This is a genomic window from Acinetobacter colistiniresistens (assembly GCF_024582815.1).
GTDB lineage: Bacteria > Pseudomonadota > Gammaproteobacteria > Pseudomonadales > Moraxellaceae > Acinetobacter.
Genome location: NZ_CP102099.1, coordinates 231,061 through 244,519, shown reverse-complemented (window position 1 = coordinate 244,519; position 13,459 = coordinate 231,061). Strand labels below are relative to the sequence as shown.

Annotated in this window: 15 protein-coding genes; 7 read left to right on the top strand and 8 right to left on the bottom strand. The window is 42.9% G+C overall.

The features are described 5' to 3' along the window. Positions 1–90: 90 nt before the first annotated feature. A complete protein-coding gene (locus NQU59_RS01175) occupies positions 91–879 on the top strand; it encodes a hypothetical protein (RefSeq protein ID WP_257064625.1) in 789 nt (262 codons plus the stop codon). Here the strand turns inward: NQU59_RS01175 and NQU59_RS01170 are convergent. Both NQU59_RS01170 and NQU59_RS01165 read right to left on the bottom strand, forming a co-directional pair. Further along, on the bottom strand, positions 876–1,739 hold the full coding sequence (locus NQU59_RS01170; protein WP_096911265.1) for a LysR family transcriptional regulator: 864 nt from the start codon (positions 1,737–1,739) through the stop codon (positions 876–878). The genes NQU59_RS01175 and NQU59_RS01170 overlap by 4 nt on opposite strands. A gap of 53 nt (positions 1,740–1,792) precedes the next feature. Beyond that, entirely contained in the window at positions 1,793–2,005 is a 213-nt protein-coding gene (locus tag NQU59_RS01165; RefSeq protein WP_227501348.1) for a DUF2061 domain-containing protein, read from the bottom strand. A gap of 335 nt (positions 2,006–2,340) precedes the next feature. Between NQU59_RS01165 and leuC the strand changes: the two genes are divergently transcribed. The 4 genes from leuC (at position 2,341) to leuB (ending at position 6,260) form a co-directional block, all read left to right on the top strand. Next, on the top strand, positions 2,341–3,759 hold the full coding sequence (gene leuC / locus NQU59_RS01160; protein ID WP_005239915.1) for a 3-isopropylmalate dehydratase large subunit: 1,419 nt from the start codon (positions 2,341–2,343) through the stop codon (positions 3,757–3,759). 12 nt (positions 3,760–3,771) lie between these two features. Then, positions 3,772–4,422, top strand: coding sequence for a 3-isopropylmalate dehydratase small subunit (gene leuD / locus NQU59_RS01155; protein WP_005239913.1), 651 nt, complete (start codon positions 3,772–3,774; stop codon positions 4,420–4,422). Between the two features lie 136 nt (positions 4,423–4,558). Continuing rightward, positions 4,559–5,134, top strand: a complete 576-nt coding sequence (locus tag NQU59_RS01150) for a hypothetical protein (protein ID WP_005278764.1) — start codon at positions 4,559–4,561, stop codon at positions 5,132–5,134. A gap of 46 nt (positions 5,135–5,180) precedes the next feature. Next, positions 5,181–6,260 (top strand): 3-isopropylmalate dehydrogenase, encoded by a 1,080-nt coding sequence (gene leuB / locus NQU59_RS01145; protein WP_096911261.1) that lies wholly within the window; start codon positions 5,181–5,183, stop codon positions 6,258–6,260. Positions 6,261–6,313: 53 nt separating this feature from the next. On the opposite strand, the gene NQU59_RS01140 is transcribed toward leuB, so the two are convergent. Continuing rightward, positions 6,314–6,703 (bottom strand): hypothetical protein, encoded by a 390-nt coding sequence (locus NQU59_RS01140; protein WP_010589773.1) that lies wholly within the window; start codon positions 6,701–6,703, stop codon positions 6,314–6,316. Positions 6,704–6,854: 151 nt separating this feature from the next. On the opposite strand from NQU59_RS01140, the gene NQU59_RS01135 reads away from it, so the two are divergent. Beyond that, on the top strand, positions 6,855–7,226 hold the full coding sequence (locus NQU59_RS01135) for a lysozyme inhibitor LprI family protein (protein ID WP_257064619.1): 372 nt from the start codon (positions 6,855–6,857) through the stop codon (positions 7,224–7,226). Between the two features lie 62 nt (positions 7,227–7,288). On the opposite strand, the gene infA is transcribed toward NQU59_RS01135, so the two are convergent. After that, a complete protein-coding gene (gene infA / locus NQU59_RS01130; protein ID WP_001284370.1) occupies positions 7,289–7,510 on the bottom strand; it encodes a translation initiation factor IF-1 in 222 nt (73 codons plus the stop codon). A gap of 230 nt (positions 7,511–7,740) precedes the next feature. Between infA and NQU59_RS01125 the strand changes: the two genes are divergently transcribed. Further along, positions 7,741–8,748 (top strand): AraC family transcriptional regulator, encoded by a 1,008-nt coding sequence (locus tag NQU59_RS01125; RefSeq protein WP_005239905.1) that lies wholly within the window; start codon positions 7,741–7,743, stop codon positions 8,746–8,748. Positions 8,749–8,793: 45 nt separating this feature from the next. Here the strand turns inward: NQU59_RS01125 and truA are convergent, their stop codons facing one another. The 4 genes from truA to NQU59_RS01105 form a co-directional block, all read right to left on the bottom strand. After that, positions 8,794–9,591: a tRNA pseudouridine(38-40) synthase TruA gene (truA, locus tag NQU59_RS01120; protein ID WP_096911260.1), complete on the bottom strand. Its 798-nt coding sequence runs from the start codon at positions 9,589–9,591 to the stop codon at positions 8,794–8,796. Positions 9,592–9,607: 16 nt separating this feature from the next. Continuing rightward, the gene (locus NQU59_RS01115; protein ID WP_257064616.1) at positions 9,608–10,576 is read right to left on the bottom strand and encodes an asparaginase domain-containing protein; all 969 of its coding nucleotides are present in this window, start codon (positions 10,574–10,576) and stop codon (positions 9,608–9,610) included. Between the two features lie 44 nt (positions 10,577–10,620). Beyond that, the gene (locus tag NQU59_RS01110) at positions 10,621–11,877 is read right to left on the bottom strand and encodes a FimV domain-containing protein (protein WP_257064614.1); all 1,257 of its coding nucleotides are present in this window, start codon (positions 11,875–11,877) and stop codon (positions 10,621–10,623) included. 61 nt (positions 11,878–11,938) lie between these two features. Continuing rightward, positions 11,939–13,402, bottom strand: coding sequence for a FimV/HubP-related protein (locus NQU59_RS01105; protein ID WP_257064613.1), 1,464 nt, complete (start codon positions 13,400–13,402; stop codon positions 11,939–11,941). Between the last annotated feature and the right edge of the window lie 57 nt (positions 13,403–13,459).

Below are 13,459 nucleotides of genomic sequence, written 5' to 3'. Positions count from 1 at the left end.
GCAAGCCCGCCTGTGGGGATAACAAATGATGCCCCTGCAAAGGGCGCTTTTTGTCATATGATGGTCATCTTTCATTTTTAAGATTAAAGCATGCAAATAACAATAAATCAGAACGTGCAGACGGCTCGCTTGCTGGACGGATTATTACAGTTAAAACGGCAGCAGCCGATGATCAAAACCAGATGGATTGCTGTTCCGATCTTGCTGTTGATCTTCATGTACAGTTGGCAGCAACAGTTTTTTAGCGCTTGGGTCATCTTGCCGTTCATGTGGACAGTGATTGTGCTGAATCTTGCCTTGATTGCACGCTCCAAATCTAAAAAATTACAAAAGATTGATCAATTCAAATTTGATCCTGTGCTCTGGGAAAGATTTAGATTTCGTTATCCAGCGGTGAGTCTCAAGCAACAACAATTGCTCGAGGCTGGTTTTAAGGACTATTTGGCTTTGCATGTGATTCGAAAACAGGCCTATGCCATGCCTTCAGATGCAGTTGATGCCTTGTGGCACGTCATGCTGGAATTTCCAAAACAATATCAGGACCTATGTAAGCAAACCTTAGGCCGATTTTTACATCATCAGCCCAATGACGGTAGCTCAACCTCAAAACAGCAGACCCAACAATTTTTTGAGGCATGGCGAGTCAGTTGTGGTCTGCATGCTTATCCGCCTAGAAATACCCTGTTATTGCCACGACTTTTTGCGGTTGATCAGGTTTTAAATTGGCAAGATGGCCAGTATTTTGATCTTGAATTGATGACCAAAGATTATATGCACTATCTGCAGGCTCAGTCATCTTCATCATCTTCGAGTTGTAGCAGTAGCAGCAATAGCTGTAGTAGTTGCAGCAGCAGCTGTGGCAGCGGAGGAGGGGATTAGCCCACCTGCATCATGCGAACAAGTTCTTCAGCGGCTTTGGACTGAATTCGGGCAGGATGCCAGACCATACCAAGCTGGCGCTGCATATCCAGTTTTAAATCGAGTTGTTTTAAATCGCGATTGACCAAGGTTTTCGGCAGGACTGACCAGCCAAGGCCAATCGATACCAGCATCCTGATTGACTCTAGCGGATTATTACTCATGGTGATTTTGGGTTTAAGATTGTTTTTTTCAAATTCGGCGAGTGTAATCTGACTGGTGTAGGTTTGTGCGGCAGGTAATAAACTTGGGTAGGCAATTAAGTCTTCGAGTTTCAGTTGGCTTTGCTGGGCTAAGGGGTGGAAGGGTGCAGTCACAAATACCAGTGGGTCATTCCAGATCGTGACATAGTTGAGTCGGTCATCTCCAGCTGGCGGTAAGGTTAAAAAAGCCAGTTCCAGTTCACCCGCCAAGACCTGTTCATGAGCCTGTTCTGAATCGACAAAATGGACATCTAAAATGACTTGAGGAAAATGCTGCACAAAGTTTTTAAGTGGCTCTGCCAAATGATGCAAGCCGATATGATGACTGGTACCAATCTTTAAACGACCTTGAACCTGAGCCTGCTCATGACTCAAGGTATGGTGGATTTCCCCCAACTCGTTGAGCCATGTACGAACTTTAGGCAATAGAGAATGTGCTGCATGGGTGGGTTGAATACCTCGCCCTGCGGATTCAAACAGTTTGACCCCAAAATAGTCTTCTAAGCTATGAATCCGTTTGGTGACCGCAGGCTGGGTAATAAATAATTGTTCTGCCGCGATAGAAATTGAACCAGTTTCCATCACTTTGACAAATGCTTCAAAAGCAGCGAGGTTCATACAGGCTTGTCCAAGGAGATTTTAAAATTAGTTTTATATGCAGTATTTTTGAATTAGAAGTAATTCCAGACTTTTTCATGGAAGAAAAAAGCAAAGGCTTGCACCGTGGGTTCAATCAAACTTAAGGTGGCTGCCATAAGCCAGTTGCCTGTAATCAGGTAGGCAACCATCATCGCCACACTAATATGCATGATGTAATAACTCAAGGTTTTTTTCAAAGTCCGTTTATTGTTGAGTACAAATTGTTGAATATTTGACATGAGGATCACCCTACAGAATCGCTATTTAATTAAATAATAATCATTATCATTTAAAATGTAAAAAGAAATTTTGATTTATGCTGATTGAATTTATAAATGAGTCGAGGATTTGATTAAATTTGGCTAAAAACCACATGCAGGAATAAGGGTAGAGTGGAACAGCTTGATTTATCATCGTTTTAATTTCATAAAGGAAGAGTAATTAAAAAGCACAATTTATCATTCCAAAAAGTTTGTTAATTTATAAAAATGATAAATTAGATTTATGCAAAAGCATCGCTATAATCAAGTTAAGATCAAAAATACCCAGTCCGATGGCAAGCACGATGGAGGGCGACGACATGGCAGGCAAAACCTTATATGACAAATTATGGGACGACCACTTAGTCAAGCAACGTGATGATGGTTCAAGCTTAATTTATATTGATCGCCACTTATTACATGAAGTAACCAGCCCTCAAGCATTTGAAGGTCTACAACTTGCGGACCGTCAACCTTGGCGCTTAAGTGCCAATGTAGCCACCCCCGACCATAACGTGCCAACTTCTAAAAAAGAGCGCGAACAGGGGATTGCTGGGATTGAAGACGATACTTCTCGTATTCAGGTCCAAACTTTAGATGACAACTGTAAAAGCTTTAATATTGTTGAATTTGGGATTAATGATATCCGTCAAGGCATTGCCCATGTGGTTGGTCCAGAGCAAGGTTTGACTTTACCGGGGATGACGGTGGTCTGTGGTGATTCACATACCGCAACGCATGGTGCCTTTGGTTGTTTGGCCCACGGCATTGGAACTTCAGAAGTTGAACATGTATTGGCAACCCAGTGCTTGGTACAGAAAAAATCGAAAAACATGCTGGTGCGTGTCGATGGTGTATTAGGCAAAGGCGTAACCTCTAAAGATGTTGTGTTGGCGATTATTGGCAAAATTGGTACTGCGGGTGGTACAGGTTATGCCATTGAGTTTGGTGGTCAAGTATTCCGTGATATGTCGATTGAAGGGCGTATGACGGTGTGTAACATGGCAATTGAAGCGGGTGCACGTGTGGGTATGGTCGCGGTCGATGATAAAACCATTGCCTATGTGAAAGACCGTAACTATGCACCAAAAGGCGAACAGTGGGATCAAGCCGTCGAATATTGGAATACCTTACATTCAGACCAAGATGCCGTCTTTGATGCGGTGGTGGTATTGAATGGTGCAGAGATTGAACCGCAAGTATCTTGGGGAACTTCTCCAGAAATGGTGATTCCAGTATCACAGGCTGTGCCAACATTAGAGCAGGCCAAAGATGATGTACAACGCAATGACTGGACTCGAGCTTATCAATATATGGGTTTAACTGCTGGGCAGGCTTTGGAAGATATTCAGTTAGACCGTGTTTTCATTGGTTCATGCACCAACTCGCGGATTGAAGATATTCGTGCTGCGGCGGATGTGGTAAAAGGTCGTAAAGTGGCGTCGAGTATTAAACAGGCAATGATTGTGCCGGGCTCTGGTTTAGTCAAACAGCAGGCTGAACAGGAAGGTTTGGATCAAATTTTCTTGGAGGCAGGTTTCGAATGGCGCGAACCAGGTTGTTCAATGTGCTTGGCCATGAATGCTGATAAATTACAACCAGGTGAGCATTGTGCATCGACCTCGAACCGTAATTTTGAAGGTCGTCAAGGCAATGGTGGGCGAACACATTTGGTCAGCCCAGCCATGGCCGCTGCCGCAGCGATTGCGGGCCATTTTGTTGACGTCCGTTCATTCTAAGGGAGCACAAGCATGAAAAAATATACCATAGAACAAGGCGTTGTCGCACCTTTGGATCGTGCCAATGTCGATACCGACTTAATCATTCCAAAACAGTTTTTGAAATCGATTAAACGTACAGGTTTCGGCGATAACTTATTTGATGAATTGCGTTATTTGGATGAGGGCTATTTGGGTCAAGACATTAGCAAACGCCCGAAAAACCCTGAGTTTGTGTTGAATAAACCGCGTTACCAAGGTTCAAGTATTTTATTGGCACGAAGCAATTTCGGTTGTGGTTCAAGCCGTGAGCATGCACCTTGGGCGTTGAATGAATATGGCTTCCGCACGGTGATTGCACCTAGCTTTGCCGATATTTTCTTTAATAACTGTTTTAAAAATGGCATGTTACCTGTGATTTTATCTGAGGAAACGGTCGATCAGTTATTTAAGGAATGTGCCGAGACCGAAGGCTATCAATTGACCATCGATCTGGATGCACAGGAAGTACGAACCCCGACAGGTGAAGCCTTTCAATTTGAAATTGATCCTTTCCGTAAACACTGTTTATTGAATGGATTGGATGATATTGGCTTAACCTTACAGGTTGCAGATGATATTCGTGCTTTTGAAGCCAAGGCAAAACAAGCGCGTCCATGGGTGTTTCAAGATATTCAGGCTTAGGTTTGGGTAAACGAAACAAGATTGTGTTTTGGACATTTTTAATATAGGCATAGCGCAGAGATTGAACTCTTGTTAACATGCTAGCGGATAATATTTTGCTTACATGTTAACAAGACATGAGGACTGGGCTTGAATAATGAAAAGAAGACTCGCTCGCAGTATTTTACTGTGTCTAGGTGTTGCGACGGCTTTGACTGCATGTCAAAACGCACCCAATGTGGTGGATCAGGTTCGTATCGCACAAAACACATTGGAAAGTAAGGCGGACAACACAACTTTATATTGTTCAGGTGTTGAGAATTGTGAGTTTGAGCGAATCGGTGATATTGCAGTCATTGATGCTAAAAATCATCGGATTAGCAAACAAGCGATGGAACGTGGCATTGTACGTTTGCATGGTTCCGTATTTAGCCGTAAACAGCAAGTTTACCTGAGTGTACCCGCCAAGCAATATGAAGTTGTGATTCGCTTCTATCCGATTTCTCCTGATCGTGCTGAGACTTTTCATGTGATTCATGCATTTAAACCGCATGTGAACTATACCTTTAAAATGTACCGAGACCGAACACGTCGTTCAGGCAGTTTAATTAACGTTTCTGTGCCTGATCCGTTATGTGTAGATTTACAACAAGGGCAACATACGATTCGCCGTTTCTGCCGTCCTTTTGATGTCAGCACAGGTTTAGGCGAATTTGTTGAGAAAAAGATTTAATCGGCTCGCAGTATCAACGCTGCGCATAGGGAAACTGGAACAATAAATGTCTAAACATATTTTAATTTTGGCGGGTGATGGCATTGGCCCTGAAATCGTAGCTGCTGCTGAACGAGTTTTAACCAAGGTCAATGATAAATTTAATCTAGGTTTGACATGGGAACATGGGCTACTCGGTGGTTCTGCAATTGATGCGCATGGTGAACCCTATCCAGCGGTAACCAGTGAGCAGGCAAAAAAAGCCGATGCGATTTTACTGGGGGCGGTTGGTGGTCCTAAGTGGGATAGTATCGAACGTTCAATTCGCCCAGAACGCGGCTTATTAAAAATCCGTAGTGAATTGAATTTATTCGCCAACTTACGCCCTGCAATTCTTTACCCACAGTTGGCGGATGCATCAAGCCTAAAGCCAGAAATCGTTGCTGGTCTGGATATTCTGATCGTTCGTGAATTAACCGGCGGGATCTACTTTGGTCAACCGCGTGGTATTCGTGAACTCGAGAATGGTGAGAAGCAAGGTTATAACACTGACGTTTATTCAGAAAGTGAAATTAAGCGTATCGCCAAAGTGGCTTTTGAGCTGGCGGGATTACGTGGCGGCAAAGTATGTTCAGTTGATAAAGCCAATGTACTTGAAGTGACTGAATTATGGAAACAAACCGTTACTGACCTTCAGCAGGCACAGTATCCGAATATCCAGTTATCGCACATGTATGTGGATAATGCTGCGATGCAATTGGTTCGTGCACCTAAGCAGTTTGATGTGATTGTTACAGGCAATTTGTTTGGTGATATCTTGTCAGATGAAGCGGCAATGTTAACAGGTTCAATTGGCATGTTGCCTTCAGCCTCACTGGATGAACAGGGTAAAGGCATGTATGAACCATGTCATGGCTCTGCACCGGATATTGCAGGGCAGAATATTGCCAATCCATTGGCAACTGTACTTTCAGTGGCGATGATGTTGCGTTATACCTTCCGCGAAGAAGCTGCGGCCAAAGCCATTGAAGATGCGGTGGGGCAGGTTTTAGATCAAGGCTTACGTACTGGAGATATCATGTCTGAAGGCATGACCAAGGTGGGTACCGATGCCATGGGTGAGGCTGTGGTTGCGGCATTGAACTAACTAGCCCTGATCATAAAAAACGCAGCAACAGCTGCGTTTTTTTATTGCTTTGATTAGCAGGCTTTGCCTTCATAACGAATCGCGCGCGCGATTTGCTGCTGATCAAGCTCGAAAATAATATGGCAGTAAAAGTTAACATCATAAGATTGGCCATAAGTCATGTTAGTTGAAAGACGGGAGCCATCTGAAATCCCCATATTCATTGGTACAGGGATATTAATTGGACGAAGTATGGTAAAAATTAAATTTTGATTGTTTCTCTGCGGTTGTTTTAACGTCTGAAAGCCTAAGTTTCTAAGATCCAGATTCTGCTGAATCTGGTCGGCAGGCTGACCTAGATAAGGTTGTAAATAATCCTGTAGTTGAACAGATTGCATTCCTGGCGTTGCACATCCCTGCAAGATAAGGAGTGTAGCAGCGAGATACATTTTATAATTTTTCATCATAATTTCCCTATTTATCAGTGATAAATGTACGTGAACATTCTAATAATGCAAAGACAAAAAGATACGAACTTGTCTACTTTCGGGGAATGTTCAAGCGAATAAAAATATGCTTAGATAGTTATTATAACTAAACGATTTGGACAAATTCATGCGCAAAATAATATTTGGTTTAATTTGTGGGGCAGTGGCAACATTCAGTTATGCAGATAATTGTGATAATGCGCGCAACACCTATGATGACATTTACTGTACCAATAAAGTTTATGCCAGTGCGGATGCTGATTTAAATAAAAATTATCAGCAATTACGTAAACAGCTCAATGAAACACAACAAAAAATTTTGAAAAAATCACAACTGGCCTGGATTCGCCATCGCGATGCTGAATGCACCAATGATGAAAGAAGCTCAGTCAATGTACAGTGCCGTCTTACGACGACACAAGAACGGAATAACTGGTTACAGGACCGTATCCGTGAGTGTCAGACGATCGGCTGTAAAACCACGCGTTTAAGTGAATAAATCGGCATAAGCGCAATAAAAAAAGCCACATAATGTGGCTTTTTTGCATTCACTAATCTGACTTAGCGCGCACGATAAGTGATACGACCCTTGGTCAAATCATAAGGAGTCATTTCAACTTTTACACTGTCACCTGTTAAAATACGGATATAGTGTTTACGCATTTTACCAGAAATGTGAGCAATAACTTCGTGACCGTTTTCTAAACGTACACGGAACATCGTATTAGGAAGCGTTTCGGTGACAACGCCTTCGAACTCAATGAGTTCCTCTTTATTGGCCATAGCCTACCTGATGATCAAATTGGGAAGGCGCAAATTATAGTCAATTTATTTAAAATTTACAAGATCAAGTCGGTGAGAGGCTGTCAGATATTAACCGAAAGAAACTGTCAGACAATTTAGGAATTTTTTTAACAAAATAAGCAGAATATTGTTGTCACTTTGGTCAATCAACGTTAATCTAAAATTGTTGTTCATTGTCATAATAACGTATCTACAGGGAAGGGCATTGCGTGGGTCAGCTAACAGATGCATCAGTTGTATTGCGCTTTGGTTATCAGGCAATTCGTAAAGCAGGATTACCAACTGAAGAGATTTTAACAAAGGCAGGGGTTGCATTAAATCAGGTAGATACCAATGCAAGAACGCCATTAAGTGCACAGAATGCCTTCTGGATTGCTGCACAGGATGTCAGTAATGATCCTGATATTGGACTTCATCTCGGTGAACACTTACCCCTTTATCGTGGCCAGGTGATTGAACACCTATTTATCAGCAGTGAGACTTTTGGTGAAGGCCTGAAACGTGCCTTGGCCTATCAACGTCTGATTAGTGATGCCTTTGATGCCAAATTGGTGATTGAGGATGGTCGCTGTTATTTAAGTAATGGTGAGCAGTATTGGCCTGATAATCTGGTTAACCGCCATTTTTCTGAATGTGCCATGTCAGGCATTTTACGCTTCTTTAAATTTATTACTGAAGGGCAGTTTCATCCCATTTATATCGACTTTAACTTTCATGAAGGTGCGACGGATGATGAATACTTCCGTGTCTATGGCTGTCCTGTCAGTTTAGGACAAAAAGAAACCCGCCTTTATTTTGATGCGGCAGTGCTGGATTATCCATTGTGGCAAGCAGAGCCAGAATTACTACAATTGCATGAGCAATTGGCGATTGAAAAATTACAAGAATTGGCGCGCTATGACTTGGTAGGTGAAGTGCGTCGTGCCATTGGCTCAACACTGGAAAGTGGTGAAACCACGCTAGAAACAGTGGCGGCACAACTCAATATCACGCCACGTCGTTTAAGAACCCAACTCAGCGAAGCCAATACCAGTTTTCAGCAAATTCTTTCTGATTATCGCTGCCGTTTGGCAAAAAAGTTATTGGCGAATACCAATGAAAGTGTAGAGCGGATTGTCTATTTAACCGGTTTCTCTGAGCCAAGTACTTTTTACCGCGCCTTTAAGCGTTGGACCAATGAAACACCTGTTGAATATCGTAAGCGTAAACAACGTTAAATGCTTCTAAAGAAAAAAGCCTTATCGATCTGATAAGGCTTTTTTTTATTTAGGCAGATTCAACCAGTGTGGACCCAAAGGCAGCTGTGGTAAGTCGAATTCATCTGGATAATAAGACTGAATAAAATATAAGCCATCAGGTGGGGCGGTAATGCCTGCAGCCGTCCGATCTTCAGCGGCAAACATGCTATCAATATGGTCGATTTCATACTGACCTTGTCCGATTTCAAGTAAACAGCCCATGATGTTGCGGACCATATGGTGCAAGAAGCCATCCGCTTGAATATCTAAGACCAGATAGCGGCCATGCTCGAATAAGCGACAGTGGCTTACATGGCGTACAGGTTGGTTGGACTGACAGGCTGCCGCTCGGAAAGTCTCGAAATTATGCGTGCCCTCGAATTTTGCAGCTGCCGTAATCATCTTTTGTACATCAAGGGTTTGGTAAAGATGGGTGACTTGCTTGTACATTAAGGCTGGGCGAGTTGGTGCGTTATACACCACATAACGATAGCGGCGTGCCACGGCTTTAAAGCGTGCATGGAAATTTTCATCCATACGCTTGATCCACTGGATTGAAATATCTTTGGGCAGTTGGCTATTGGCACCACGAATCCAGCCCTGTTCCGGGCGAATGGCTTCGGTGTCGAAGTGCGCCACCATATTGGTTGCATGTACGCCTGCGTCAGTTCGTCCAGCGCCATGCAAAATGATCGGCTCATTGGCAATGCGGCTCAGGACTTGTTCTAGGGTTTCCTGAACAGTTACAACGCCAGCCTGTTGGGTTTGCCAACCACGGTATTGAGTACCGCAAAATTCAATACCAATTGCATAACGTTGCATGTTTTAACCTCAAAAATTAGTGTTGATGCCAATGTTCGAACCATTGTTCATGGGTCGGGTATTTTAAATACATTTGCAAGGCTTTTGCATACAAATCAGCATGACTATGACTATCATTGACCAAAACTTTAGCAGATTGAATCCATGAGCTCACGGCATAGCGTTGATCAAGTTGTCCAAAAGTGACTTGCGTACTGATGATTGGCAGACACTGTTTTTGATAGCATGCCTCGAATAATTCGAGTATTTCGTCATTTACGGCAATATTCCCGGTACCAAAACCCTGTAAGACGAGAAAGTTGGGTGGGGCAAGTAAAAGATTGTTTAACTGTAAAATGAGCTGTTCTTTTGCGATTGGCTGCAACATCAGATTCAGGATGCTGAGTCGAGCGGCTTGCTCAATGTGTTCATTTTGGACAATAAAAGAATCAGCTGCGATATCACAGCTTTGCTCTGCTTTAACGCCAACGAAGGCATCTAATTCAGTGGTGTGGGCTTTTAACGTCGTTTGTGCATGAAAGACCTGCTCATGGAAGGCGAGATAAACGCCCGTTGGCAAGGCAAGGACCTGTTCCAATGCGAGATAAAGGTTGCCAATGGCGTCGGTGAATTCGCGGGTATCATTGCCTTCAATATTCAATAAGGGATATTGGCTACCTGTAATAATGGCATGGCAAGAGTGTCCAAGGAAACGTGCCAAGGTCGCTGCGGCATAACTTAAGGTGTCGGTTCCATGAATAATCACAAAATGATGGAAACCTTGCAGCTGTAATTGTTGAATTTGTTGTACCAGTTTTAACCAATCTGTTGCTGTGCAGGCACTACTGTCTTGAATGCTCGGTGCAGCAAAACATTCGACTTGTAAATGAGGCGGAATCACCTTACTTAATAAAGGCAAAAAATCGTGTTCAGGCATTGGCATCAGCGGTTCACCAATACAACCAAACGTCCCACCCATATAAATTAAAGCGATTGTTTTCATCATAAAAAAAGCAGTCTGAGAGACTGCTTATATTAGACTGATCAAATTCAGGAAGCTATTTTATTCAGTAAATTTTCTGCCTGTTGTTGTTGCGCTGAATTCAACGACGGTGTGTTTTTTAATAATTCTCGGGCAGAGTCATAAGCACCCAGTTCAATATACTGCGCTGCAAGTTCTAAATTCAGCTGTGCTTCATCAAGCTGTTGCAGATCAGGGAATGACTGTGCCAATGGGTCATGAACCGTAGTGGCAGGTCTAGGTGCAGTAACAGCAGCGATAACCTCGGGTTGTGTTTCAACTTTGGCAGGTTCTGCAAGGTCAAATGAAAATTCTGTTGTTTCAAGTGGCGCGGGTTGTTCAGTTTTTTCTAGGGCAGGTTCAAAATTAAAATCTAAACTTGGCGCAGCTTCTTCAACAGGTGCTTTTTCTGCAGTGTGTTGTGATGCCAGCTCTAAATTGGCAAAGTTAAAATCCAGTTCAGGTTTTGCTTCCTCAACTTTCGCTTCTTCCGTATTGGGCGATGTTGGCTCTAAGTTAAAAGAAAACTCAAGTGGTTGCTGTGCTTTACTTTCAGGTGTTTCAGCAGGAGGCGTAGGCGCAGGCTCAACAGCTGTTTTCTGCTCGAAGGAAAAATTAAAGTCCAGTGGTTGAACTTCTGGCACAGGCTCGGCTGGCTTGGGTTCTTCGATTGCGGGAGCAACATATTCTGACTGTAAGTTGTCAAATGATTGTGTTGCGGGTGTTTGCACTAAAGCATCGAAGTCAGCGACCTTACTCTGGGCCTGCGGTTCTGAAGCAGGTGTTTGTTGAAAGCTATGTGAAGCTAAATTAAATTCGAGTGAATCGGGCTGTTTATTCTGTTCGTATTCTCGATGTTTTGTTTCAGCCGCTTGTGCAATATCTTCTAGTTTTAAGGCATGAATGTGCTTGATCAACTGATCGATTGCTAGATCATCTTTTTGCTTTAAATGGATATCCAATAAAAACAGATAGAGCTCATGCTGAGAGTTATCTTGTTTTAAAGCCTGATTGATTTGTGCTTCGGCAGACTGAAAATGACCACTTTGAATTTGCTGTTCAAGTTGTTGGCGTAGGCTTTCAGAAATTGCAGTTGTGACTTGAGGGGCAAGTTCTTGCTCCTCACGAACCAGCGTGGTGCGTGAAGCCGTTTTTGTTGCGGTTTTTTTAGTGGCTTTCGTCGCACCTTTTTTCGGTGTTGCATTGGCTTGACTGCTTTCACGTTTTTTTAAAACGATCGCAACGACCAGTACAATGACCAGCAGTACAATAATTATCGTTGACATGATCTATACCCCTTAAAGATAGAGCCGCTTTTAAGCAAATTTATGAGAATCTTCTCGTAACCTAGTGTGTTGGCTTTTTAGTTTGTTGCTGCGCTTTCAACTGATCTTGTAACTCGGCAAGCCGGGCATTTAACAGCTGAATACGTTGTTCCTTCTGACGTAGTGCCGATTCTAACTGTGTTACGTTTCTTTGTAATGTAACGGTTTTTTCCCGTGCTGTCATAACTTTTAATGATAAGTCAGCACTGGTTTTTTGCTGTAATGTGTCTTTTTTGGCACTTCCAGTACTCGCATCTTGATTACTTTCTGCAACCAATGACATTTCTGCCTGTTGCAAACGATATTTGGCTTTTCCTGTGACAGGACGCTGTGTTTGTGCTGCAATTTGATTGCTGTTTTTATTTTGCTGAGCAGATGTTGCGCTAAGATTAAAGTTTAAATGAGAACCTTGTCTGAGTCGGTTGGCATTGCCACCAATAAAGGCATGCTCATTTTGTAGTTTGATTTGGTTCATCACCTGAGCAACAGGCTGCTGCGTTTGTCCCGCAATACGTTGAGCAATACTCCATAACGATTCATTGCGCTGCACCACATGTTGTTGATTTTTTTCAGTGTCTGGTGCTGGGGTTGCAGGAGTCTTCTTTTTGACCGTTTTGGCCGTTTCTTTGACCTGATCTGCTATTTTATTTTTTTCTTTGGTTTCCGTTGGCTTGATTGGAGCTGCTTTCAGTTCTTCATCCAATGCCGTATTGGGTTTGCTGTGGGTTGCAGCATTCGCAGTCTGAGCGGTTTCTTGCTTGAGAGGGGCTGCTTCTGGTTGCTGTTTTACTTTGTCTGGGGCTGGCATTGCTGGCTGTGGTACAGCTGCAGAATGTGCGGTTGTTTGGACTTGAACAGGTGCGGCAATTGAAACAGCACTCACTTCAGGTACCGATGCAGAAGATTTTGATGTTTCTAATACAGGGGGGAGTGCAAATGGGGCATTTAAAAGTGTTTCTTGTTTTTTATTGACTTCTTGGGGACCTGCATTTGCGACATTAAAGCGGGTACTTTCCGGTAGATTTAAGGCGATGTCTTTTTCACTGACAATAAATTGAGGCGTCAGTGATTTTTCATTGGTATTTTTGGCTAAGGGTGCTTTTGCAATTTGACGCATCGGCTGGCGGATATGTTTTAAATGAGATGCGCCGCCTTCTTGAATTTTTACAATAATATTCAGTTCGGTATCCGTCATGGGGCGTGAAGAGGTGATCACAATCACACCTTCACCCTGATTATTTCGACGGGTAAAAAAATTAAGACTAGATGGTGGCTGATGTGCAGCACCAAGCATCAGTAAATCTTCTGGGGTTGCTAGACTCACCTCTAATTTCGAGTTGTTATCGGCTTGGTGAAAGCCCATTTCCGCATACAGTAATTCACCAGGTGCAGACTGGATTTGTAATGGATCAAGTGTAATTGCATAAAGATGTTGCGATGAAAGTATGGCTAAAATGGCAATTTTTAATTTGTTATAAACAGTCATCTCGATCCATGAAAAAGTGATGTTATGGTCTGGAAAAAGTATACATTACCGTGATGT